32 protein-coding genes are annotated in these 21,282 nt (G+C 33.4%); 2 read left to right on the top strand and 30 right to left on the bottom strand.

Annotated elements, in window-relative coordinates; translation table 11 throughout:
• Nucleotides 1-72: 72 nt before the first annotated feature.
• The 30 genes from rpsD to rpsL form a co-directional block, all read right to left on the bottom strand.
• A complete protein-coding gene (rpsD, locus tag ACYX4H_RS02745) occupies nucleotides 73-678 on the bottom strand; it encodes a 30S ribosomal protein S4 (RefSeq protein WP_475295651.1) in 606 nt (201 codons plus the stop codon).
• 202 nt (nucleotides 679-880) lie between these two features.
• A complete protein-coding gene (gene rpsK / locus ACYX4H_RS02750) occupies nucleotides 881-1,264 on the bottom strand; it encodes a 30S ribosomal protein S11 (protein WP_475295652.1) in 384 nt (127 codons plus the stop codon).
• A 107-nt stretch (nucleotides 1,265-1,371) separates the two neighbouring features.
• Nucleotides 1,372-1,740, bottom strand: a complete 369-nt coding sequence (rpsM, locus tag ACYX4H_RS02755; protein ID WP_475295653.1) for a 30S ribosomal protein S13 — start codon at nucleotides 1,738-1,740, stop codon at nucleotides 1,372-1,374.
• 106 nt (nucleotides 1,741-1,846) lie between these two features.
• Nucleotides 1,847-1,963 carry a type B 50S ribosomal protein L36 gene (gene ykgO, locus ACYX4H_RS02760; protein WP_013305171.1) on the bottom strand — a complete coding sequence of 39 codons (117 nt, stop codon included), beginning with the start codon at nucleotides 1,961-1,963 and terminating at the stop codon, nucleotides 1,847-1,849.
• Between the two features lie 94 nt (nucleotides 1,964-2,057).
• Nucleotides 2,058-2,273: a translation initiation factor IF-1 gene (infA, locus tag ACYX4H_RS02765; protein WP_028289261.1), complete on the bottom strand. Its 216-nt coding sequence runs from the start codon at nucleotides 2,271-2,273 to the stop codon at nucleotides 2,058-2,060.
• A gap of 13 nt (nucleotides 2,274-2,286) precedes the next feature.
• A complete protein-coding gene (secY, locus tag ACYX4H_RS02770) occupies nucleotides 2,287-3,633 on the bottom strand; it encodes a preprotein translocase subunit SecY (protein ID WP_475295654.1) in 1,347 nt (448 codons plus the stop codon).
• 15 nt (nucleotides 3,634-3,648) lie between these two features.
• Nucleotides 3,649-4,101 carry a 50S ribosomal protein L15 gene (gene rplO, locus ACYX4H_RS02775; RefSeq protein ID WP_476237692.1) on the bottom strand — a complete coding sequence of 151 codons (453 nt, stop codon included), beginning with the start codon at nucleotides 4,099-4,101 and terminating at the stop codon, nucleotides 3,649-3,651.
• A 17-nt stretch (nucleotides 4,102-4,118) separates the two neighbouring features.
• Nucleotides 4,119-4,298, bottom strand: coding sequence for a 50S ribosomal protein L30 (gene rpmD, locus ACYX4H_RS02780; protein ID WP_475295656.1), 180 nt, complete (start codon nucleotides 4,296-4,298; stop codon nucleotides 4,119-4,121).
• Between the two features lie 11 nt (nucleotides 4,299-4,309).
• Nucleotides 4,310-4,834: a 30S ribosomal protein S5 gene (rpsE, locus tag ACYX4H_RS02785; protein WP_475295657.1), complete on the bottom strand. Its 525-nt coding sequence runs from the start codon at nucleotides 4,832-4,834 to the stop codon at nucleotides 4,310-4,312.
• Between the two features lie 6 nt (nucleotides 4,835-4,840).
• Entirely contained in the window at nucleotides 4,841-5,197 is a 357-nt protein-coding gene (gene rplR, locus ACYX4H_RS02790) for a 50S ribosomal protein L18 (RefSeq protein ID WP_475295658.1), read from the bottom strand.
• Between the two features lie 10 nt (nucleotides 5,198-5,207).
• Entirely contained in the window at nucleotides 5,208-5,750 is a 543-nt protein-coding gene (rplF, locus tag ACYX4H_RS02795) for a 50S ribosomal protein L6 (RefSeq protein WP_475295659.1), read from the bottom strand.
• Nucleotides 5,751-5,771: 21 nt separating this feature from the next.
• Nucleotides 5,772-6,170, bottom strand: a complete 399-nt coding sequence (gene rpsH / locus ACYX4H_RS02800) for a 30S ribosomal protein S8 (RefSeq protein WP_475295660.1) — start codon at nucleotides 6,168-6,170, stop codon at nucleotides 5,772-5,774.
• A 71-nt stretch (nucleotides 6,171-6,241) separates the two neighbouring features.
• On the bottom strand, nucleotides 6,242-6,511 hold the full coding sequence (rpsN, locus tag ACYX4H_RS02805; RefSeq protein ID WP_136480159.1) for a 30S ribosomal protein S14: 270 nt from the start codon (nucleotides 6,509-6,511) through the stop codon (nucleotides 6,242-6,244).
• 3 nt (nucleotides 6,512-6,514) lie between these two features.
• The gene (rplE, locus tag ACYX4H_RS02810) at nucleotides 6,515-7,066 is read right to left on the bottom strand and encodes a 50S ribosomal protein L5 (protein ID WP_475295661.1); all 552 of its coding nucleotides are present in this window, start codon (nucleotides 7,064-7,066) and stop codon (nucleotides 6,515-6,517) included.
• A gap of 2 nt (nucleotides 7,067-7,068) precedes the next feature.
• A complete protein-coding gene (gene rplX, locus ACYX4H_RS02815) occupies nucleotides 7,069-7,380 on the bottom strand; it encodes a 50S ribosomal protein L24 (RefSeq protein ID WP_147135338.1) in 312 nt (103 codons plus the stop codon).
• 12 nt (nucleotides 7,381-7,392) lie between these two features.
• A complete protein-coding gene (gene rplN / locus ACYX4H_RS02820; protein WP_147135335.1) occupies nucleotides 7,393-7,761 on the bottom strand; it encodes a 50S ribosomal protein L14 in 369 nt (122 codons plus the stop codon).
• 2 nt (nucleotides 7,762-7,763) lie between these two features.
• The gene (rpsQ, locus tag ACYX4H_RS02825; protein ID WP_044626931.1) at nucleotides 7,764-8,021 is read right to left on the bottom strand and encodes a 30S ribosomal protein S17; all 258 of its coding nucleotides are present in this window, start codon (nucleotides 8,019-8,021) and stop codon (nucleotides 7,764-7,766) included.
• A 12-nt stretch (nucleotides 8,022-8,033) separates the two neighbouring features.
• Nucleotides 8,034-8,225, bottom strand: a complete 192-nt coding sequence (rpmC, locus tag ACYX4H_RS02830; protein WP_475295662.1) for a 50S ribosomal protein L29 — start codon at nucleotides 8,223-8,225, stop codon at nucleotides 8,034-8,036.
• 13 nt (nucleotides 8,226-8,238) lie between these two features.
• Nucleotides 8,239-8,658: a 50S ribosomal protein L16 gene (rplP, locus tag ACYX4H_RS02835; RefSeq protein ID WP_147135329.1), complete on the bottom strand. Its 420-nt coding sequence runs from the start codon at nucleotides 8,656-8,658 to the stop codon at nucleotides 8,239-8,241.
• 19 nt (nucleotides 8,659-8,677) lie between these two features.
• Nucleotides 8,678-9,397 carry a 30S ribosomal protein S3 gene (gene rpsC, locus ACYX4H_RS02840; RefSeq protein WP_147135326.1) on the bottom strand — a complete coding sequence of 240 codons (720 nt, stop codon included), beginning with the start codon at nucleotides 9,395-9,397 and terminating at the stop codon, nucleotides 8,678-8,680.
• Nucleotides 9,398-9,406: 9 nt separating this feature from the next.
• Nucleotides 9,407-9,814 carry a 50S ribosomal protein L22 gene (rplV, locus tag ACYX4H_RS02845; protein ID WP_475295663.1) on the bottom strand — a complete coding sequence of 136 codons (408 nt, stop codon included), beginning with the start codon at nucleotides 9,812-9,814 and terminating at the stop codon, nucleotides 9,407-9,409.
• Between the two features lie 6 nt (nucleotides 9,815-9,820).
• The gene (gene rpsS / locus ACYX4H_RS02850) at nucleotides 9,821-10,099 is read right to left on the bottom strand and encodes a 30S ribosomal protein S19 (RefSeq protein ID WP_013869040.1); all 279 of its coding nucleotides are present in this window, start codon (nucleotides 10,097-10,099) and stop codon (nucleotides 9,821-9,823) included.
• Between the two features lie 3 nt (nucleotides 10,100-10,102).
• Nucleotides 10,103-10,930: a 50S ribosomal protein L2 gene (rplB, locus tag ACYX4H_RS02855; RefSeq protein WP_476237693.1), complete on the bottom strand. Its 828-nt coding sequence runs from the start codon at nucleotides 10,928-10,930 to the stop codon at nucleotides 10,103-10,105.
• Nucleotides 10,931-10,940: 10 nt separating this feature from the next.
• Nucleotides 10,941-11,231 (bottom strand): 50S ribosomal protein L23, encoded by a 291-nt coding sequence (gene rplW, locus ACYX4H_RS02860; RefSeq protein WP_147135317.1) that lies wholly within the window; start codon nucleotides 11,229-11,231, stop codon nucleotides 10,941-10,943.
• A 7-nt stretch (nucleotides 11,232-11,238) separates the two neighbouring features.
• Nucleotides 11,239-11,868, bottom strand: a complete 630-nt coding sequence (rplD, locus tag ACYX4H_RS02865) for a 50S ribosomal protein L4 (RefSeq protein ID WP_476237694.1) — start codon at nucleotides 11,866-11,868, stop codon at nucleotides 11,239-11,241.
• Complete coding sequence (rplC, locus tag ACYX4H_RS02870; protein WP_475295666.1) at nucleotides 11,868-12,485, bottom strand: 50S ribosomal protein L3; 618 nt, start codon at nucleotides 12,483-12,485, stop codon at nucleotides 11,868-11,870. The genes rplD and rplC overlap by 1 nt, the downstream gene beginning before the upstream one ends.
• 144 nt (nucleotides 12,486-12,629) lie before the next feature.
• Nucleotides 12,630-12,935: a 30S ribosomal protein S10 gene (rpsJ, locus tag ACYX4H_RS02875; RefSeq protein WP_007650482.1), complete on the bottom strand. Its 306-nt coding sequence runs from the start codon at nucleotides 12,933-12,935 to the stop codon at nucleotides 12,630-12,632.
• Nucleotides 12,936-12,947: 12 nt separating this feature from the next.
• Entirely contained in the window at nucleotides 12,948-15,074 is a 2,127-nt protein-coding gene (gene fusA, locus ACYX4H_RS02880; protein ID WP_475295667.1) for an elongation factor G, read from the bottom strand.
• Nucleotides 15,075-15,079: 5 nt separating this feature from the next.
• Nucleotides 15,080-15,556 carry a 30S ribosomal protein S7 gene (rpsG, locus tag ACYX4H_RS02885; protein ID WP_475295668.1) on the bottom strand — a complete coding sequence of 159 codons (477 nt, stop codon included), beginning with the start codon at nucleotides 15,554-15,556 and terminating at the stop codon, nucleotides 15,080-15,082.
• A gap of 23 nt (nucleotides 15,557-15,579) precedes the next feature.
• A complete protein-coding gene (gene rpsL / locus ACYX4H_RS02890; protein WP_475295669.1) occupies nucleotides 15,580-15,954 on the bottom strand; it encodes a 30S ribosomal protein S12 in 375 nt (124 codons plus the stop codon).
• 341 nt (nucleotides 15,955-16,295) lie between these two features.
• On the opposite strand from rpsL, the gene ACYX4H_RS02895 reads away from it, so the two are divergent.
• Nucleotides 16,296-17,912, top strand: a complete 1,617-nt coding sequence (locus tag ACYX4H_RS02895; protein ID WP_476237695.1) for a POTRA domain-containing protein — start codon at nucleotides 16,296-16,298, stop codon at nucleotides 17,910-17,912.
• Nucleotides 17,913-18,059: 147 nt separating this feature from the next.
• Entirely contained in the window at nucleotides 18,060-21,272 is a 3,213-nt protein-coding gene (locus tag ACYX4H_RS02900) for a SusC/RagA family TonB-linked outer membrane protein (RefSeq protein ID WP_476237697.1), read from the top strand.
• Nucleotides 21,273-21,282 lie beyond the last annotated feature (10 nt).

The raw sequence follows: 21,282 nt of genomic DNA on the forward strand, positions 1-21,282 counted from the left end.
TTTGGTTGCGCGGTTTATAAGTTTGAAGAAGAACAAATAAACCCTTTGGCCAAATACCAATGTTGTTAATTATTATTTAGAGTATAATTCGACGATGAATTGCTCATTGATATTCTCTGGAATTTGAATTCTTGCAGGAACTGAAACGTATGTTCCTTGTTTAGTATCGTTATTCCAAGTAATCCACTCATATACTTGAGATGAGTTAGATAAAGAATTAGCTATAACTTCTAATGATTTTGATTTCTCTCTTACTGCTACAACATCACCTGCTTTTAATTGATAAGAAGGAATATTTACTAAGTTACCGTTTACAGTAATGTGTCTGTGAGAAACTAATTGTCTTGCGCCACTTCTTGATGGTGAAATTCCCATACGGTAAACAACGTTATCTAGTCTAGATTCACATAATTGTAATAAAACTTCACCTGTAATTCCTTGAGAAGCTCTTGCTTTTTTAAATAATCCTCTAAATTGACGCTCTAAAATACCGTAAGTGTATTTAGCTTTTTGCTTTTCAGCTAATTGAATTGCGTATTCAGATTTTTTTCCACGGCGTCTGTTATTTCCGTGTTGACCTGGAGGATAATTTCTTTTTTCAAATGATTTATCTTCTCCAAAAATAGCTTCACCAAATTTTCTAGCTATTTTAGTTTTAGGACCAGTATATCTTGCCATTTTTAATTGTTTTTAAGAGTGGTTATGAATTAAGGTCTTAATCTTATCCTTCGATAACCGTTTGATCTCTTGTTGATACTTGTTGTTATTTTTCAGTTTGCAAATGTACATAAAAAATTAATATCATCTGATTATCAGATGATATTAATTTTATTTATACTTTTTCTAACTAATTAAATGTAGTTAAAAATCTTGCTTTTAATTAAACTCTTCTACGTTTAGGAGGTCTACATCCGTTGTGTGGTAATGGTGTTACATCAATAATTTCTGTAACTTCAATACCAGCGTTGTGAATTGAACGTATAGCAGATTCTCTACCGTTACCTGGTCCTTTTACATAAACCTTTACCTTTTTTAAACCTGCTTCTTGTGCAACACCAGCAGCATCTTCTGCAGCCAATTGCGCAGCATAAGGTGTGTTTTTCTTAGAACCTCTAAATCCCATTTTACCAGCTGATGACCATGAAATTACATCACCTTTTTTGTTGGTAAGTGAAATAATAATGTTATTGAAAGAAGCTGTAATATGAGCTTCGCCTATAGACTCTACAATAACTTTACGTTTTTTTGTACTTGTTTTTGCCATATTCTTTTAGTTTCTAGCTGTTAGCTTTTAGTTGTTAGAATCCTAAACATTTCTATTTCAAGCAGATTCATCTAACGTCTAAATACTAATGACTAATATCTTATTAATTATGCTTTTTTCTTGTTAGCAACAGTTTTTCTTCTACCTTTTCTAGTTCTAGAATTGTTTTTGGTACGTTGCCCTCTTAATGGTAAACCAGCTCTGTGACGAATACCTCTAAAACAACCTATATCCATTAAACGTTTAATGTTTAATTGTGTTTCAGAACGTAATTCACCTTCTATAGTGTACGCAGCAATAGCTTCACGAATACCACTAATTTGGTCATCATTCCAATCTTGAACTTTAATGTTTTCATCTACCTTAGCAGTAGCTAAAATTTCTGCTGCTCTACTTTTACCTACTCCGTAAATATAAGTTAAAGCAATTACTCCTCTTTTTTGTTTTGGTATGTCTACACCTGCAATTCTTGCCATATTCTTTTAGTTTCTAGCGTTAGCTTTTAGTTGTTAGAATCCTAAACATTTCTATTTCAAGCAGATTCATTCTAACCACTAAAAAACTAATGACTTGTTTTCTAATTTAACCTTGTCTTTGTTTAAATCTAGGGTTCTTTTTGTTAATTACGTAAAGTCTTCCTTTTCTACGCACTATTTTACAGTCTGCGCTTCTTTTCTTTACTGATGCTCTTACTTTCATCTTTATATAGTTTAAAAGTTTAAAGTTCAAAGTTTAAAAGTTGAACAACTCTACTTTGCAACTTTTAACTTTATTACTTTATAACTTGATATAATTAATATCTATAAGTTATACGAGCCTTCGATAAATCGTAAGGACTCATTTCTAATTTTACTTTATCTCCTGGTAATAATTTAATGTAATGCATACGCATTTTACCAGAAATGTGAGCTGTCACAATGTGACCATTTTCTAACTCTACACGAAACATAGCGTTTGATAATGCTTCTATAATTGTTCCGTCTTGTTCTATTGCTGCTTGTTTTGCCATAGTACTTTATATATTAAGCTACTGCTTTTCTATTTTTACCAGTTTTCATCAAGCCATCATAATGTCTATTCAACAAGTATGAATTAACTTGTTGCACAGTATCAATTGCTACACCTACCATAATTAGTAATGAGGTACCTCCAAAAAATAATGCCCATCCTTGTTGTACATCCATAAGCTTAACAATAAAAGCAGGAAATATTGCAATTAGAGCTAAAAATATTGAACCTGGTAAGGTTATTTGAGACATTATTTTATCTAAATACTCAGCAGTATCAGAGCCTGGACGAATACCAGGAATAAAACCACCACTACGTTTTAAATCATCAGCCATTTTGTTAGTTGGTACCGTAATTGCTGTATAGAAATAAGTAAATATTATAATTAATAAAGCAAATAATAAATTGTACCAGAATCCAAAAATATCTGAAAAATTTGTTTGTAACCATGCGCCAGCAGTTGTTTCTTTCATAAATGAAGATCCTCCAATTAAACCTGGCACAAACATAATTGCTTGGGCAAATATAATTGGCATTACACCCGAGGCATTTAATTTTAATGGTATGTATTGTCTGGAACCTCCTGCAGCTGCTTTTTCATAACCTCCGCTAGCGGTTCTTCTTGCATACTGTACAGCTATTTTTCTAACAGCCATTACAAGCATTATAGATGCTAAAATGATAACAAACCATATTACAAGTTCAAAAAGAATTAACATTACATTATTACCTTCCATTCTTGTTGCTGCATTTTGAACAAAAGATTGAGGTAATGTGGCAATAATACCTACCATAATTAATAATGAAATACCATTGCCAATACCTTTATCTGTTATTTTTTCACCTAACCACATGGCAAAAATACACCCTGTAACTAATATACTTATTGATGAAAAATAGAATAAAGGCCCAGTACCAAGTAAAAATGCACTTTGAGGCACACCTAAACTAGGTAAACTTGCTAAGTAAGCCGGCGATTGGAATAAACAAATTGCTATTGTTAACCAACGCGTAATTTGTGTTATTTTCTTTTGGCCGCTTGCTCCTTCTTTTTGAAGTTTTTGTAAATAAGGAATTGCAATACCCATTAATTGTACAACAATAGAAGCAGAAATGTATGGCATAATACCTAAGGCAAATACCGATGCTCTTGATAAAGCACCGCCTGTAAATGCACTAAGAATTCCCAAGATACCAGAATCTGTATTATCCGCTAAATTTTGTAATTGTTCAGCATCAATACCTGGTAGTGTAACTTGTGTACCAAATCGATAAACTAATAGCAAACCTAGTGTTAACACTATTCTGTTTCTTAGTTCTTCAATTTTCCAAACATTTTTTATTGTTTCTATAAATTTCATACGTTATAATGGGTCTTATAATGTTACAGCTTCACCTCCAGCAGCTTCAATAGCAGCTTTAGCTGAGGCAGTAAATTTATGAGCAGATACTTTTAATTTAGCTTTTAATTCACCTCTACCTAAAATTTTAACTAGATTATTTTTTCCAGCTAAATTATTAGATAAGATAATATCTAAATCTACAGTATCACTAATTTTTTTATCATCAACCAATTGCTGTAAAGTATCAAGGTTTATACCTTGATATTCTACGCGGTTAATATTTTTAAAACCAAATTTAGGAACACGTCTTTGAAGTGGCATTTGACCACCTTCAAATCCTAGTTTCTTTGAGTATCCTGAACGTGATTTAGCTCCTTTGTGACCACGTGTAGCAGTACCACCTTTACCAGAACCTTGACCACGTCCTACTCTTTTACCTTGATTTTTTACTGAACCTTCTGCAGGTTTTAAATTACTTAAATCCATTTTCAGTTTTGTATTATTTAAGCTTCTTCAACAGAAACTAAATGTGAAACTTTAGCAATCATACCAATGATATTTGGTGTTGCTTCGTGTTCTTTAACTTGTCCAATTCTTTTAAGACCTAGAGCTTCTAAAGTTCTTTTTTGTCTTTGCGTACGATTGATAGCGCTTTTAACCTTTGTTACTTTAATCTTTCCCATTATTAATGTTATTAAGCGTTAAAAACTTTTGCAAGTGAAATACCTCTATCTTTTGCAATAGTATTAGCATCTCTTAATTGTAATAAAGCATCAAAAGTTGCCTTTACTACGTTATGAGGGTTTGATGAGCCTTGAGATTTTGATAATACATCATGTACACCAACGGCCTCTAAAACGGTTCTAACAGCACCACCTGCAATTACACCTGTACCAGGAGCCGCAGGAATAATATTTACTCTTGCGCCACCGTATTTCCCTTTTTGCTCATGTGGTAAAGTACCTTTTCTTATAGGAATACGTACTAGGTTTTTCTTAGCATCTTCAACTGCTTTTGCAATTGCACTAGCTACATCTTTAGATTTTCCTAAACCTTGACCTACAACACCAGCTTCATCACCAACTACAACTATAGCTGAAAAACCAAATGCTCTACCACCTTTAGTTACTTTTGTAACTCTTTGTACACCAACTAAACGATCTTTAAGATCTAATCCACCTGGTTTTACTAATTCTGCACTTTTATATTTTTGATACATAATTTCTTAAAATTTTAGTCCAGCTTCTCTAGCTCCTTCTGCTAATGATTTAATTCTTCCGTGGTATAAATATCCACCTCTATCAAAAGCAATAGTTTCAATACCTGCTTTTAAAGCTTTTTCGGCTACGGCCTTACCAACTAATTTGGCAGCTTCACTTTTATTCACTTTAGCAGTATCAATATCTTTATCTCTAGAAGATGCAGCGCTAATAGTTTCACCAGAAACGTCATCTATAATTTGAGCGTAAATTTCTTTATTACTTCTGTAAACAGCTAATCTAGGTCTTGCTTCTGTACCAGAAACTACCTTACGTATTCTGTTTTTTATTCTTAACCTTCTTTCGTTCTTTGTTAATGCCATAACTTACTTATTAAGCTGATTTACCTGCTTTTCTTCTTATTTCTTCACCAACAAACTTGATACCTTTACCTTTGTAAGGTTCTGGTTTTCTGAAACCACGAATTTTTGCAGCTACCTGACCTACAAGTTGTTTGTCATGAGAAGTTAATTTTACTATTGGGTTTTTACCTTTTTCACTTACTGTTTCAACTTTAACTTCAGGAGCTAAATTTAAAACTATGTTGTGTGAAAAACCTAAAGCTAAATCAAGTTTTTGACCTTGATTACTTGCTCTGTAACCTACACCAACAAGCTCTAACTCTTTTGTAAATCCTTTTGATACACCTTCAATCATATTGTTAATTAAAGCTCTGTAAAGACCATGTTTAGCCTTTTGTGCTTTAGCATCAGATGAACGTGAAACTTGTACGTTTCCTTCTTCAACTTTAATATCAACTGTATCAAATTCTTGTGTTAACTCTCCTAATTTACCTTTTACAGTAATTACGTTATCTTTTACATCTACAGTAACGCCTTCTGGAATTGAAACTGGGTTATTTCCTACTCTACTCATTGCTTTCTTCCTTTTTATAGATTAGTAAACATAACATAATACCTCACCACCTACGTTGTCTCTTTTAGCTTGCTTTCCTGTCATTACTCCATGAGAAGTTGAAACTATAGCAATACCAAGACCATTAAGGATTCTAGGTAATTCTTTAGCACCAGCATACTTACGTAAACCTGGTTTACTTATTCTTTGAATTTTCTTAATAACAGGCTCTTTAGTAACACTATTGTATTTAAGTGCTATTTTGATAGTACCTTGTGTTGTAGAATCATCAAACTTGTAACTTAAAATATATCCTTGTTCGAATAATATTTTAGTTATGTCTTTCTTTAAATTAGATGCAGGAATCTCTACCACTCTGTGGTTAGCACGCACTGCATTTCTAATTCTTGTTAAAAAATCCGCAATTGGATCTGTGTACATAATTAATTGATTTTGCGATTTTGGTTTTCAGTGTTGGTAACTGAACCTTAAATCTGATTATATAAATAATATTACCAACTAGCTTTCTTAACTCCAGGGATTAGGCCTTGATTAGCCATTTCTCTAAATGTTACACGAGATATACCAAAAGTTCTCATATACCCTTTAGGTCTTCCTGTTAGTTTACATCTATTATGCTGACGAATAGGAGAAGCATTTTTTGGTAACTTTTGTAATGCTTCATAATCTCCAGCTTCTTTTAAAGCTTTACGTTTAGCTGCATATTTAGCTACTGTTTTAGCTCTTTTTACCTCACGGGCTTTCATTGATTCTTTAGCCATATCTTAGTTCTTTTTAAAAGGTAACCCTAATTCAGTTAATAATGATTTTGCTTCTTTATCAGTTTCAGCAGAAGTTACAAATGTAATATCCATACCAGAAATTTTATTCACTTTGTCAATATTTATTTCTGGAAATATTATTTGCTCAGTAATTCCTAAGTTGTAATTACCTCTTCCGTCAAAACCTGTTGCTTTAATTCCGTTAAAATCTCTTACACGTGGTAAAGCTGATGTAACTAATCTATCTAAAAACTCGTACATTCTTTCGCCACGTAACGTAACTTTAGCTCCAATTGGCATACCTTTACGTAATTTAAACGATGCAACATCTTTTTTAGACATTGTTGCTATTGCTTTTTGTCCTGAAATTGTTGTTAACTCTTCTAACGCGTAGTCTATTAACTTTTTATCAGCAACTGCAGCACCTACACCTTTTGATATTACTATCTTTTCAAGTTTAGGAACTTGCATTACGTTTTTATATCCAAATTCTTCGGTAAGAGCTGCAATTACTCTGCTTTTATACTCTTCTTTAAGTCTTGGTGAATATGCCATAACTATATTACTTCATTAGATTTTACTGAAAATCTCACTTTCTTATCGCCTTCCATTCTGTAACCTACTCTTGTTGTTTCTCCTTTTGAAGTTAACAATGATAAGTTTGAAATGTGTATTGGCGCTTCTTTTTCTACAATGCCTCCTTGTGGGTTTTGTGCACTTGGTTTAGTATGTTTCTTAACCATGTTTACACCCTCAACGATTGCTTTATTCTTATCTATTAATACCTTTTGTACTTTACCTTCAGCCCCTTTGTGGTCTCCAGCAATTACTTTTACGGTATCTCCTGATTTTATTTTAAGCTTTGTCATTTTAATAATGTATTAAAGCACTTCAGGTGCTAATGATACAATCTTCATGAATTGCTTATCACGAAGTTCTCTTGCAACAGGACCAAATACACGTGTACCTCTCATTTCACCTTGTGGGTTTAACAGAACACATGCGTTATCATCAAATCTAATATAAGATCCGTCTGGTCTTCTTACTTCCTTTACGGTACGTACAACTACTGCTGTAGAGACTGCTTTTTTCTTAACGTTTCCGTTAGGTGTAGCATCTTTTACAGATACAACTATTTTGTCTCCAACAGAAGCATATCTTCTTTTTGTACCTCCTAAAACACGAATTACTAAAACTTCTTTAGCTCCTGTGTTATCAGCTACTTTTAATCTTGATTCTTGTTGTACCATAATTACTTAGCTCTTTCAATTATTTCAACTAATCTCCAACACTTAGATTTACTTAAAGGACGAGTTTCCATAATCCTTACTGTATCACCTTCGTTGCAGTCGTTTTTTTCATCGTGTGCAACGTACTTCTTCGTTTTTAATACGAATTTTCCATACATAGGGTGTTTTACTTTTTTCACCTCAGAAACCACAATTGATTTCTGCATTTTGTTACTTGTAACAACTCCTATACGTTCTTTTCTTAAATTTCTTGTTTCCATCTTTCAGCAGAATTATTGTAATTCTCTTTTAGTTAATTCGGTTGCAATTCTAGCTACAGTTCTTCTTGCAGAACGTAATTGAATTGGATTTTCTAAAGGAGATATTGCATGAGCCAGTTTAAGGTCTGAATAACTTTTTTTTGTCTCACCAAGTTTTTCTTGTAACTCAGCTGTAGATAATTCTTTAATTTCTGATTGTTTCATAATATCAAATAAATTATGCTTCGTAATCGCGAGCAATTAAAAACTTAGTTTTTACTGGTAATTTTTGAGCTGCTAAACGTAATGCTTCTTTAGCTACTTCTAAAGGTACACCACCAACTTCAAACATTACGCGTCCTGGTTTTACAACAGCAACGTATAATTCTACGGCACCTTTACCTTTACCCATACGTACTTCAAGAGGCTTTTTTGTAATAGGCTTGTCTGGAAATATTTTAATCCATAACTGGCCTTCTCTTTTCATATAACGAGTAGCGGCAATACGTGCAGCTTCAATTTGACGAGCTGTAATAAACGTAGCATCTAATGCTTTTATTCCAAAAGTTCCGTTTGAAAGTTGATGTCCTCTTTGAGACAGACCTTTCATACGTCCTTTTTGTTGCTTACGAAATTTTGTTCTTTTAGGCTGTAACATGTTTCTTTACTTTAAAAAATTACTTTCTACGACGAGGGTTTTTGTTATTATTACCTCTACCGCCACCTTTTCCTTGCTTCTTAGATAATCCAACAAGCGGAGAAAGCTCTCTTTTACCATATACTTCACCTTTCATTATCCATACTTTAACACCTAATCTACCGTAAGTAGTATGTGCTTCAACTAAAGCATAGTCAATATCGGCTCTAAATGTTGATAAAGGAATACGACCTTCTTTGTAATGTTCGCTACGTGCCATTTCAGCACCGTTTAAACGACCACTAATTTGAATTTTTATTCCTTCAGCATTCATACGCATAGTAGCAGCAATAGCCATTTTGATTGCACGACGATATGAAATACGGTTTTCAATTTGTCTTGCAATGCTTGAAGCTACTAAAAACGCATCAAGTTCAGGTCTTTTGATTTCAAAGATGTTAATCTGAACTTCTTTTCCTGTAATTTTTTTAAGCTCTTCTTTTAACTTGTCTACCTCTTGGCCACCTTTACCAATAATGATACCTGGTCTAGCCGTAGTGATAGTAACGGTTACAAGTTTAAGAGTTCTTTCAATAATTACTCTACTCACACTAGCTTTAGATAAACGTGCGTGAACGTATTTTCTAATCTTATCGTCTTCGGCTAATTTATCACCATAATCATTTCCTCCATACCAGTTAGATTCCCATCCTCTGATAATTCCTAAGCGATTCCCGATTGGATTTGTCTTTTGTCCCATATCTCTATCTTAGCTTTGTGTGTTATTGTTAGAACCAACCACTAACGTAACGTGGTTAGAACGTTTTCTAATTCTGTGTGCACGACCTTGAGGTGCTGGACGTAATCTTTTTAACATTGATCCGCCATCAACTCTAATTTCTTGTACAAATAATTCAGCCGACTCAACATCTGCATCTTCGTTTTTAGCTTGCCAGTTGGCAATTGCAGAAAGTAATAACTTTTCTAAACGGTTTGATGCTTCCTTTTGGCTAAACTTTAAGATATTAAGTGCTTTTTCAACGCTTTCACCTCTTACTAAATCAGCTACTAAACGCATTTTTCTTGGTGATGTAGGACAATTATTAAGTTTTGCAAAAGCAATTTGCTTCTTTTGCTCCTTAATAGCGTCTGCCATTTGTTTTTTACGACTTCCCATAGCTTACTACTTTTTACCTTTGTTTTTAGCACCTGCATGTCCACGGAATGAACGTGTTGGTGAAAATTCTCCTAATTTATGACCTACCATGTTTTCTGTTACATAAACAGGCACAAATTGGCGGCCGTTGTGTACTGCTATTGTTTGTCCTACAAAATCAGGAGTAATCATACTAGCTCTAGACCAAGTTTTGATTACTGTTTTTTTGTTAGCCTCAACATTTGCAGCTACTTTTCTTTCTAATTTATAATGAACGTAAGGTCCTTTTTTTAATGATCTTGCCATGTCTTATTTCTTTCTACGTTCTACAATATATTTATTACTAGATTTTGTTTTAGAACGTGTTCTAAATCCTTTTGCAGGAATACCGTTTCTAGAACGAGGGTGACCTCCTGAAGCACGACCTTCACCACCACCCATTGGGTGATCTACTGGGTTCATTCTAACAGGGTTTGTTCTAGGTCTTCTACCTAACCATCTTGTTCTACCTGCTTTACCTGACACTAATAACTGATGATCTGAATTAGACACAACACCTATTGTAGCCATACAAGTAGTTAATATTAAACGTGTTTCTCCTGAAGGTAATTTAATGGTAGCAAATTTACCATCTCTTGCCATTAATTGAGCAAAAGCTCCTGCACTACGAGCCATAACAGCACCTTGACCAGGACGTAATTCTACACATGATATAATAGTACCTAAAGGAATTTGGCTTAATGGCATTGCATTACCTATTTCTGGAGCAATACCTTCATTACCTGACACTACGTTTTGCCCTACTTGCAAACCATTTTGAGCAATAATATATCTTTTCTCACCGTCTTGATAATTCAATAAAGCAATAAAAGCAGATCTGTTTGGATCGTATTCTATGGTTTTAACTTCTGCAGGAACTCCTACTTTGTTTCGTTTAAAATCAATGATACGATACTTTTTCTTATGACCTCCACCTTTGTAGCGCATGGTCATTCTTCCTTGACTGTTTCTACCACCAGAACGTTTTTTCGGAGCTAATAAACTTTTCTCCGGCTTATCAGTAGTAATGGCGTCAAATCCATTTACCACTCTAAATCGCTGTCCTGGTGTGATTGGTTTTAATTTTCTTACTGACATTGTTGTCTAATTACATATTAGCGTATAAATCAATCATTTCACCTTCCGCCAGTTGTACAATTGCCTTTTTAACAGCATTTGTTTTACCATGTTGAATACCTGTTTTTGTGTAACGGGTTCTTCTATCTGGACGGACATTTATAGTACGAACTTTTTCAACAGAAACACCATAAGTAGCCTCTACAGCTTTTTTTATTTCCACCTTGTTCGCCTTTGTATTCACTGCGAATGTATAGCAGTTTCTTAACTCGCTATCAGCAGTCGCTTTTTCTGTGATTATAGGTTTAATTAAGATACTCATTTGTTTCTTATTTACTTAAGTTAGATTCAATTCCTTCTAAAGCGCCTTCTAAAAGCACAATTTGATTTGCATTTAAAATCTTATAAGTGCTTAATTCTGAATTAGTTACGACTTCAGAACCTTTTAAATTACGCGATGACAAATATACGTTATTATTTGACCCACCCAACACAAACAATGATTTTTTATCTTCTAAGCTTAAAGCCTTTAAAATAGCCGTAAAGTTTTTAGTTTTTGGAGCTTCAAAATTGAAGTCTTCTAAAACTGTTATAGCCTTTTCGTTTGCTTTTATACTTAATGCAGATTTACGTGCTAAACGCTTTAAGTTTTTATTTAATTTAAAACTGTAGTTTCTTGGTCTTGGACCGAACATACGACCACCGCCTTTAAAAACACCAGATTTAATACTACCTGCTCTGGCTGTACCAGTTCCTTTTTGCTTCTTGATTTTACGAGTACTTCCGGCAATTTCTCCTCTTTCTTTAGATTTGTGAGTACCTTGACGTTGGTTAGCTAAAAATTGCTTAACGTCTAAATATACCGCATGATCATTTGGCTCAATAGCAAACACATCTTTAGAAAGCTCTGCTTTTCTACCTGTGTCTTTTCCGTTTATATCTAAAACTGCTACTTTCATTACTTCTCAATAATTACATAAGCGTTTTTGTGACCAGGAACACATCCTTTTACAACAAGTAAATTCTTTTCAGAAACTACTTTTAACACTTTTAAGTTTTGTACTTTTACTTTATCTCCACCCATTCTTCCGGCCATTTTCATGCCTTTGAATACTCTTGCAGGATAAGATGCTGCACCAATAGAACCTGGAGCTCTTAAACGGTTGTGCTGTCCGTGAGTAGCTTGACCTACACCACCAAAACCATGACGTTTAACTACACCTTGAAATCCTTTACCTTTTGATGTACCAGAGATATCAACAAACTCTCCTTCGTTGAATAAATCTACATTGATAGCATCACCTAATTTGTACTCCGCATCAAAACCTTTGAACTCAACAACTTTGCGTTTTACAGAAGTACCTGCTTTTTTTGCATGACCTAAGTCTGCTTTAGTAGCACCTTTTTCTGTCGCGTCATCGAAACCAAGTTGTACAGCTTCATAACCGTCAACTTCTTCAGTTCTGACTTGGGTAACGATACATGGACCTGCTTCAATTACTGTACAAGGAATATTTTTCCCGTTTTCATCGAAAATGCTGGTCATACCGATTTTTTTTCCAATTAACCCAGACATAATTTAATTATTAATTTATTTATTATTTATTTAAAAAAAAATTCAGGGACAAATACGTTTCGTCCCTGAAATGTATTTTTCCGTTTTTCCCGCGACCGCATCGGTGGGACATGTTATAGATTCCCACTTTCGTGGGAATGAAAACTATACTTTTATCTCTACTTCAACACCACTTGGTAACTCAAGTTTCATTAACGCATCAATAGTTTTTGATGACGAAGAGTAGATGTCTAATAATCTTTTATAAGAAGATAATTGAAACTGCTCTCTTGATTTTTTGTTAACGTGTGGAGAACGTAATACAGTAAAAATCTTTTTGTGTGTTGGTAATGGAATTGGCCCAGTTACAACAGCACCAGTACTCTTTACTGTTTTTACAATCTTATCAGCAGATTTATCTACTAAATTGTGATCGTAAGATTTTAATTTTATTCTGATTTTTTGACTCATTTTCTTTTAGATTTAAGCTTCAACGCCTTTAGCTGCTTTAATTACTTCTTCAGAAATGTTTGAAGGAGTTTCAGCATAGTGTGAAAATTCCATTGTAGAAGTTGCTCTACCTGATGATAATGTACGTAAAGAAGTAACATATCCGAACATTTCAGATAATGGTACATTAGCCTTTACAACTTTGGCACCAGCTCTATCTCCCATATCATTTACTTGACCACGACGACGGTTTAAGTCACCTACTATATCACCCATATTTTCTTCAGGAGTAATAACTTCAAGCTTCATTATTGGCTCCATGATTACAGCTTTTGCTGCTTTTGATGCTGCTTTAAAACCTAATTTTGCAGCTAATTCGAATGATAATTGATCCGAATCCACATCATGGTAAGATCCATCAGTTAAAGTAACTTTTAAAGCATCAACTTCATAACCCGCTAACGGACCATTAGTCATAGCCATTTTGAATCCTTTCTCAATTGAAGGGATAAATTCTTTAGGAACGTTACCACCTTTAATTTCTGAAATAAACTCAAGACCTTGTTTACCTTCTTCAGCAGGCTCTACAGTAAATACAATATCTGCAAACTTACCACGTCCACCAGATTGTTTTTTGTAAACTTCTCTGTGTTCAGCACGTTGTGTAATAGCTTCTTTGTACTCTACTTGTGGTTGACCTTGGCTAACTTCAACTTTAAATTCACGCTTTAAACGATCAACAATAATATCTAAGTGAAGCTCACCCATACCAGATATAATTGTTTGACCTGAAGCTTCATCTGTTCTAACAGTAAATGTTGGATCTTCTTCAGCTAATTTACCTAAAGCAATACCTAACTTATCTACATCAGCTTTAGTTTTAGGCTCAACAGCAATACCAATTACTGGATCTGGAAAATCCATAGATTCTAAAACAATTGGTGATTTTTCATCAGATAATGTATCACCTGTTTTAATATCTTTAAATCCTACAGCTGCTCCAATGTCTCCCGCTTCAATATATTCAATAGCATTTTGCTTGTTAGAATGCATTTGGTAAATACGTGAGATACGCTCTTTTTTACCAGAACGGTTATTTAACACATATGAACCAGCATCTAAACGACCTGAATATGCTCTAAAGAAAGCTAAACGACCTACAAAAGGATCGGTTGCAATTTTAAATGCTAATGCAGCAAAAGGATCACTCGCTTTTGGCTTACGCACTTCTTCTTTATCAGTATCAGGGTTTGTACCTACAATATTATCTCTATCTAATGGAGACGGTAAGTAACGACATACAGCATCTAATAAAAACTGTACACCTTTATTTTTAAATGAAGAACCACATACCATTGGTATGATAGCCATATCCATTACAGCAGCTCTTAATGCAGCGTGCACTTCTTCTTCTGTAATAGAATCTTCATCTTCCATGAATTTTTCTAAAAGATTCTCATCATACGTTGCTACTTCTTCAATAAGTAATGCTCTGTATTTTCTAGCTTCTTCTTTTAAATCTTCTGGTATATCAACTACATCAAACGTAGCACCTTGTGTTTCATCATGCCATACAATAGCACGGTTTTTTACTAAGTCTACAATACCTTTAAAATCTGCCTCATCACCAATATTTAGTACAATTGGTACAGCGTTAGATTTTAACATATCTTTTACCTGTTGGCAAACAGCTAAGAAGTTAGATCCCTGACGGTCCATTTTATTAACAAAACCAATTCTAGGAACTTTATAGTTATCTGCTAAACGCCAGTTAGTTTCAGATTGAGGCTCAACACCATCAACTGCAGAAAACAAAAATACTAAACCATCTAAAACACGTAAAGAACGATTTACTTCAACCGTAAAATCTACGTGACCTGGAGTATCAATAATATTGAAGTGATAATCTTTAGTTTCAGGCAATGGTTGCGCATTTTCCATTGGGAATTTCCAAGTACAAGTTGTAGCGGCAGACGTAATTGTAATACCTCTTTCTTGTTCTTGTTCCATCCAGTCCATGGTTGCAGCACCATCGTGCACTTCTCCAATTTTGTGAGATACACCTGTATAATAAAGTATACGCTCTGTAGTTGTTGTTTTACCTGCGTCAATATGAGCAGCAATACCAATGTTTCTTGTGTATTTTAAATCTCTAGCCATTATTTTTAAAATCTAAAGTGTGAGAATGCTTTGTTTGCTTCTGCCATTTTATGGGTATCAACTCTTTTCTTAACCGCAGCACCTTCTTCTTTTGAAGCAGCTAAAATTTCTGAAGCCAATCTTTGAGCCATTGATTTCTCATTACGTTTACGCGCATAACCAATTAACCATTTCATTGCTGTAGAAATTTTTCTATCTGGACGAATTTGCATAGGAATTTGGAATGTTGCACCACCAACACGACGACTACGCACTTCTACGTGAGGCATAACGTTAGATAAAGCATCTTTCCAGATTTCTAAAGCAGATTTTTCATCATCTGTTTTTTTAGCATCTACAATATCAATGGCATCATAGAATACTTTGAACGCTACAGACTTTTTACCATCCCACATTAAGTTATTCACAAAACGTGTTACCAACTGATCATTAAATCTTGGATCTGGTAAAAGAGGTCTTTTTTTAGCTTGTCTTTTTCTCATGTCTTCTTGTTACAAAGTTTTAATTACTTTTTAGGGCGTTTAGCACCATACTTAGATCTACGTTGCGTTCTACCGTTAACACCTGCTGTGTCTAAAGCACCACGAACAACGTGATATCTAACTCCTGGTAAATCTTTTACCCTTCCACCTCTAACCAATACTATCGAGTGTTCTTGTAGATTGTGTCCTTCTCCACCAATGTATGCATTAACCTCGTTACCGTTTGTTAAACGCACCCTTGCTACCTTACGCATTGCTGAGTTAGGTTTTTTTGGTGTTGTTGTATAAACACGAGTACACACACCGCGTCTCTGCGGACAAGAATCTAAAGCAGCCGATTTACTCTTCTTGGTTATTTTGGCTCTTCCTGTTCTTACTAATTGTGAAATTGTTGGCATATAAATTCTTATATAAATTTAAAATCCTCTTCTTAGAGGGCTGCAAAGGTAGTAATTAAATTGAATTATTCAAACCCTAATTCATTAATTTTCAAAGTAGATAGATTTTTTTTTATTTTTAAAAAGTTGGCATTAAAAATTTCCAATACAATAAACTACCAATTAACACTTTAAAAACATACAAATAAATAGGTGTTAATTTTACAACCAAACTATAATATGGTTGCTAAATAATTTTACGTTAGTTTTACATAATAAAACCTCAAAACACTACTGTGAAAAAACACTATTTGCTTTTCCTTTTATTATTTAGCTGTTTTTTTTATGCGGTTAGTCAAAATTTGAATTTGAAAATCTACGGAAATTCACAATATGAAACATCTATTATTGATTCATTAAACTACACCAAGCAACACAAAGATTTATCAGCTATTGAAACCGAAATAAATACAACATTAAAAACACTATACAAAATAGGCTATTTAGAAAGTAACCCTGAGCCTATAACCAAAATTAATGACAGCACATTTAAGTGTAAAATACATTTAAATAATTTATATAAAAACTTAACAGTTTATAGTACTGAAGGGACAGACATCATTAAACAAGCTTTAGGCAACAAATACAAACCCCCGTTTAAGTTGAAATTTTCTGAAATAGAACCTACTTTAAACAATTTAAATAAAAAAATAATAGAAAAGGGATTTCCCTTCACAATGCTAAAACTTGATAATTTAAGAATTACAAATAAAAAAACGGTAGTTGCCAATTTAGTGGTTGAAAAAAAAACAAAAAAACGAACTACAGACGCTATTATTGTTAAAGGCTATGAGAAGTTTCCAAAATCATTCTTGAAACATTATTTAAAAATTAAAACAAAACAACCTTTCAACATAAACAAGATAAAAAAACAAGCGCAAGCATTACAAATGCTCACATTTGCTTCTGAAATAAAAACACCCGAAGTTTTATTTACTAAAGATTCCACCACTCTTTATCTGTATCTAAAAAAAATACAAAGTAATACTTTTGACGGCTTTTTAGGGTTTGGAACTAACGAAGAAACTAATAAAATTGAATTTGACGGCTATTTAAACCTTAACCTCACTAATAATTTAAATTTTGGAGAATCATTTAAATTTTTATACAAAAGCGATGAAAACGACCAAAAAACATTTAACGCAAACCTATCATTACCATACATATTTAAACTACCCATTGGAATAGATTTAGCTTTAAATATTTTTAAAAAAGACTCTACCTTCTCAACAGCCACACAAAGTGCTAAATTACACTACCAAATAAACCCTAAACAAAAGTTTTACGCTGGCATAGTTAACGAAACATCTAGCAACTTATTAAACTCTAATACGCAAACAACTATTTTTGATTACAAAAAAAACTACTTAAGCTTAGCCTATCAATACACAAAACCACAAAGCAACGATGTTCTTTTTCCAACAAATGCTTTTTTTTATATTGAAAGTAATTTTGGCAACCGTAAAGAAGCAAACAGCGCAGAAAAACAAAATTCACAAAACATAAATGCATTTAAAATTTTCAACTTAAACACCCAAAACAGTTTATATATTGGAGTGAACGGTTCTACAATTAACTCAAATACATTTTTTGAAAATGAATTATTAAGATTTGGTGGCATTAACTCAATTAGAGGTTTTGAAGAAAACAGTCTTTTCGCAACACTTTTTGGTGTTATAAATACAGAATACAGATTAAAACTAAATAACAGCATTTACTTACACAGTGTAATTGATGCAGCCTATTATGAAAATGACATCATAAATAGTAAAGAAAAACTTTTTGGATATGGTTTTGGGTTTGGCATTTTAACTAAATCTGGTTTATTCAAACTAAATTACGCCAATGGTAAAACCGAAAACCAACAATTCAAATTCTCCAACTCAAAAGTTCACATTAGTTTAACTACAATTTTTTAACAAATAACTATCATTTCCTTAAAATTTCAATTATTTATTTGATTTTAGTTTTTTTTTTACCCAAAAAAGCAAATTTTAACCATTATTTATTGTTTTATTAACTTTTTATTTTGATTTTTGACGTTGACTAATTCAAATAATTATAAAATGAAAACAAAGTTTAGTGGAATTCTAACGCTATTGCTGGCGTTAGTTGTGCATATTTCTTTTGCACAAGAAAAGACTATTTCTGGTACGGTAACAGATGAATCTGGCCTACCATTACCAGGAACAACCGTCTTAGTTAAAGGTACCACATCTGGTACATCAACAGATTTTGATGGTAAATACTCTATAAAAGCAAGTCAAGGCTCTGTACTTGTGTTTAGTTTTGTAGGTTATACCACCAAAGAAGCAACAGTTGGAGCTTCAAATACTATTAATTTAACAATGCAAGAAGATGCCGCTTCTTTAGAAGAGGTTGTTGTAACAGCTTATGGAACTCAAAAGAAAGAATCTCTTACAGGTTCAATTACCGAAATTAAATCAGAGGAATTTACTAAAGTTGCTTCTGGTAATGCCATCACAGGATTAACAGGTAAAGTGGCTGGTGTTCAAATTTTTTCTAACTCTGGTCAACCTGGTACAGCTCCAATAATAAGATTTAGAGGAATTGGATCTTTAAATGGTTCTTCAGCTCCACTTTTTGTAGTTGATGGAGTTCCTTTTAATGAATCTATTACATCTATAAACCCAAACGATATTGAATCTATCTCGTTCTTAAAAGATGCAGCAGCAGCAGCTCTTTATGGTAACAGAGGAGCAAACGGTGTTGTAATCGTTACAACAAAAAAAGGTAAAGCCGGTAAATTACAAGTCAACATAGATGTTAAAACCAGTTTCACTAGCAGAGCAGTTAAAGATTATGATGTAATGACGGGTGTAGACGAATATTTAGAATCATACCACAAAATGCTAAAAACATCAGAAATACTTGCTAATGGTACTGCTCCAAACGATGCCGGAGTTATAGCTTCTAACAATTTGTTTGATGGCCCAACTGGATTAGTATATAATCCTTACGGTGGAGACAGAACAACTGTTGTAGATCCTGTAACAGGACAATCAAGAGGAGGTTCTTTACTTTGGACATCTGATTGGGAAGATGTTTTATTCAACAACTCTAGTGGTATTCAAAGTAGCTATATAAGTGTAAATGGAGGCACGGATAAATCTAATTACCTTTTATCTCTTGGTCACGAAGAAAATGATGGGTACAATGTTAATACAGGTTTTGAAAGATACACCCTTAGATTAAACTTAAATTCACAAGTTACAGAAAATTTAAAAATAGGATTATCTACAAACTACTCTAACAGAAAAATTGAAGGCACACTTACAAATAATATAACAGGTAATTTTGCATGGGTAAGAAACATTGCTCCTATTTATCCAGTTTATGCTGTTGACCATGCAACTGGTGAAGTAGTTAGGGATAATAAAGGTAGAGCTTTATGGGATTGGGCTGATGTTATATCACCTAACGCTGTTGGAGGAAGACCTTTTAATGGGTTCTCAAATCCACATGCACTGCAAACTCTTAACGTTAATGAGCAAATAAGAGACAACTTTACAGCTAGAGCCTATGGATCTTTAGACTTTTTAAGTGACTTTAATTTCACATATAATTTTGGTGTTGATTTAGAATTCTTTAACGATACAGACTATACTAATAATTTCGTTGGTAGTTCTACTGGAGATATAAACGGACGTTTAACTAAAGTTAGCAGAAGAAGACAAACATTCACAAATCAACAACTATTAAGTTGGAAAAAAACCTTAAATGATGTTCATAATTTAGAAGTGTTATTAGGTCATGAATCTTCAAGATTTAAATCTGATAGGTTAAGAGCAGATAAAAGAAATCAGTTAATTTCAACAGATATATCTCCAGATTTATTTGCAGAAAATGATGGCGCCCCTTCTGTTTTTGGTGGCCCTGAAGAATATAACTTAGAAGGATTTTTTGGTAGAGTTTTATATGATTTAGACAACAAGTATTATATTAATGCTAGTTACCGTAGAGACGGATCTTCTGTATTCCACCCAGATAACAGATGGGGTGATTTTTATGGTGCAGGTGTAGCTTGGAGAATATCACAGGAATCATTTATGGATGGTGCTGATTGGCTTTCTGAGTTGAAATTAAAATCAAGTATTGGCCAACAAGGTAATGATGTTGTATATTATCCTGGAGCAGTAGATAGAGATGGATTCTTAATTAGAAACTACGCTCCTTACCTAGACCAATGGGGTGTTACAACTAATGGAGAATCTTTTGAACTAGGTTTAGATTACCTTGGTAATAAGGATTTAAAATGGGAAACTACAACAAACTTTAATATTGGATTTGAGTTAGGTATGTTTAACAACAGATTAAGGTTAGAATCTGAATATTTTGTTAGAAACATAACAGATTTAATTTTTAACAGACCACTACCGAACTCATCTGGTTTACCATCTGTTCCTGAAAACGTTATGGATATGGAGAACAAAGGTATAGAAGCAAGTATTTCTTATGATATTATAAACAATGAAAACTTAACTTGGTCTGCAACTTTAAATGCAACTCATTACAAAAATGAAATAACAAAGTTAGCTCCTGGTAGAGAATTCATTGAGCCAGATGCAAATTTTGGAACATTATATAGATGGGAAGTAGGGAAAAGTGCTTACGATTTTTTCATAAGAAAATTTGCAGGGGTTAATCCTGAAAATGGTAATGCAAGATGGTTTACTGCAAAAGAATTTGAAGCAGACGGAACAACTCCTATCGTTGACAATCAAACAGAAGATTATTCACATGCAGATGAAGTATACCTAGACAAAGCTGCTTTACCAAAAGTTAACGGTGGTTTTTCTACAGCTATAACTTACAAAAACTTTGATTTTTCAGTAGATTTATCTTACCAATTTGGCGGTTATGCTTATGACGCTATTTACAACGATGGATTCTCAGGAGACATTGGAGGTAATTTCCATAGAGATTTCTCTAAAACTTGGACATTTGACAACACTAATGCTTCATTACCTCGCGTAGTTGATGGTTCAAGAAACTATAGTGTTTCGGATTTATTTGTTGTAAAATCAGACTTTATTAGCTTGAATGATGTTGCTATAGGTTACACTATCCCCGCTTCTACCACACAAAAAATAGGTATTGAAAAGGTGAGAATTTATGCATTAGGAAACAACTTGGCTATGTGGACTAAATCTGATATTCAAGGTTTTGACCCTAGACAAAGAGTTACTGGTGGGAATAATTCTGTAAGATATTCTACTCTTAAAACTATTAGTTTAGGATTAAACGTTAATTTTTAAAAAAAAAAGC

The sequence above is a fragment of the Seonamhaeicola sp. ABD4_340 genome (assembly GCF_056312135.1).

Excerpts from the sequence above, each read along its gene's own strand:
- rplB (WP_476237693.1), bottom strand. The coding sequence starts at position 10,930 with ATGTCAGTAAGAAAATTAAAACCAATCACACCAGGACAGCGATTTAGA.
- rpsC (WP_147135326.1), bottom strand. The coding sequence starts at position 9,397 with ATGGGACAAAAGACAAATCCAATCGGGAATCGCTTAGGAATTATCAGA.
- rplC (WP_475295666.1), bottom strand. The coding sequence starts at position 12,485 with ATGTCTGGGTTAATTGGAAAAAAAATCGGTATGACCAGCATTTTCGAT.
- rpsK (WP_475295652.1), bottom strand. The coding sequence starts at position 1,264 with ATGGCAAAAACAAGTACAAAAAAACGTAAAGTTATTGTAGAGTCTATA.
- rplD (WP_476237694.1), bottom strand. The coding sequence starts at position 11,868 with ATGAAAGTAGCAGTTTTAGATATAAACGGAAAAGACACAGGTAGAAAA.
- rplE (WP_475295661.1), bottom strand. The coding sequence starts at position 7,066 with ATGGCATATTCACCAAGACTTAAAGAAGAGTATAAAAGCAGAGTAATT.
- ACYX4H_RS02900 (WP_476237697.1), top strand. The coding sequence starts at position 18,060 with ATGAAAACAAAGTTTAGTGGAATTCTAACGCTATTGCTGGCGTTAGTT.
- rpsL (WP_475295669.1), bottom strand. The coding sequence starts at position 15,954 with ATGCCAACAATTTCACAATTAGTAAGAACAGGAAGAGCCAAAATAACC.
- rpmC (WP_475295662.1), bottom strand. The coding sequence starts at position 8,225 with ATGAAACAATCAGAAATTAAAGAATTATCTACAGCTGAGTTACAAGAA.
- rpsN (WP_136480159.1), bottom strand. The coding sequence starts at position 6,511 with ATGGCTAAAGAATCAATGAAAGCCCGTGAGGTAAAAAGAGCTAAAACA.
- rplR (WP_475295658.1), bottom strand. The coding sequence starts at position 5,197 with ATGGCATTAACAAAGAACGAAAGAAGGTTAAGAATAAAAAACAGAATA.
- rplV (WP_475295663.1), bottom strand. The coding sequence starts at position 9,814 with ATGGGAAGTCGTAAAAAACAAATGGCAGACGCTATTAAGGAGCAAAAG.
- rplP (WP_147135329.1), bottom strand. The coding sequence starts at position 8,658 with ATGTTACAGCCTAAAAGAACAAAATTTCGTAAGCAACAAAAAGGACGT.
- fusA (WP_475295667.1), bottom strand. The coding sequence starts at position 15,074 with ATGGCTAGAGATTTAAAATACACAAGAAACATTGGTATTGCTGCTCAT.
- rplW (WP_147135317.1), bottom strand. The coding sequence starts at position 11,231 with ATGAGTATCTTAATTAAACCTATAATCACAGAAAAAGCGACTGCTGAT.
- rplX (WP_147135338.1), bottom strand. The coding sequence starts at position 7,380 with ATGACAAAGCTTAAAATAAAATCAGGAGATACCGTAAAAGTAATTGCT.
- infA (WP_028289261.1), bottom strand. The coding sequence starts at position 2,273 with ATGGCAAAACAAGCAGCAATAGAACAAGACGGAACAATTATAGAAGCA.
- rpsQ (WP_044626931.1), bottom strand. The coding sequence starts at position 8,021 with ATGGAAACAAGAAATTTAAGAAAAGAACGTATAGGAGTTGTTACAAGT.
- rpsE (WP_475295657.1), bottom strand. The coding sequence starts at position 4,834 with ATGTATCAAAAATATAAAAGTGCAGAATTAGTAAAACCAGGTGGATTA.
- rpsJ (WP_007650482.1), bottom strand. The coding sequence starts at position 12,935 with ATGAGTCAAAAAATCAGAATAAAATTAAAATCTTACGATCACAATTTA.
- rpsM (WP_475295653.1), bottom strand. The coding sequence starts at position 1,740 with ATGGCAAGAATTGCAGGTGTAGACATACCAAAACAAAAAAGAGGAGTA.
- rpsH (WP_475295660.1), bottom strand. The coding sequence starts at position 6,170 with ATGTACACAGATCCAATTGCGGATTTTTTAACAAGAATTAGAAATGCA.
- ykgO (WP_013305171.1), bottom strand. The coding sequence starts at position 1,963 with ATGAAAGTAAGAGCATCAGTAAAGAAAAGAAGCGCAGACTGTAAAATA.
- rpsS (WP_013869040.1), bottom strand. The coding sequence starts at position 10,099 with ATGGCAAGATCATTAAAAAAAGGACCTTACGTTCATTATAAATTAGAA.
- rpsG (WP_475295668.1), bottom strand. The coding sequence starts at position 15,556 with ATGAGAAAAAGACAAGCTAAAAAAAGACCTCTTTTACCAGATCCAAGA.
- rpmD (WP_475295656.1), bottom strand. The coding sequence starts at position 4,298 with ATGGGAAAGATTAAAGTAACAAAGGTTAAAAGCGCTATCAATCGTACG.
- rplN (WP_147135335.1), bottom strand. The coding sequence starts at position 7,761 with ATGGTACAACAAGAATCAAGATTAAAAGTAGCTGATAACACAGGAGCT.
- rpsD (WP_475295651.1), bottom strand. The coding sequence starts at position 678 with ATGGCAAGATATACTGGTCCTAAAACTAAAATAGCTAGAAAATTTGGT.
- secY (WP_475295654.1), bottom strand. The coding sequence starts at position 3,633 with ATGAAATTTATAGAAACAATAAAAAATGTTTGGAAAATTGAAGAACTA.
- rplF (WP_475295659.1), bottom strand. The coding sequence starts at position 5,750 with ATGAGTAGAGTAGGAAATAACCCAGTTTCAATTCCAGAAGGCGTTACT.
- rplO (WP_476237692.1), bottom strand. The coding sequence starts at position 4,101 with ATGGATTTAAGTAATTTAAAACCTGCAGAAGGTTCAGTAAAAAATCAA.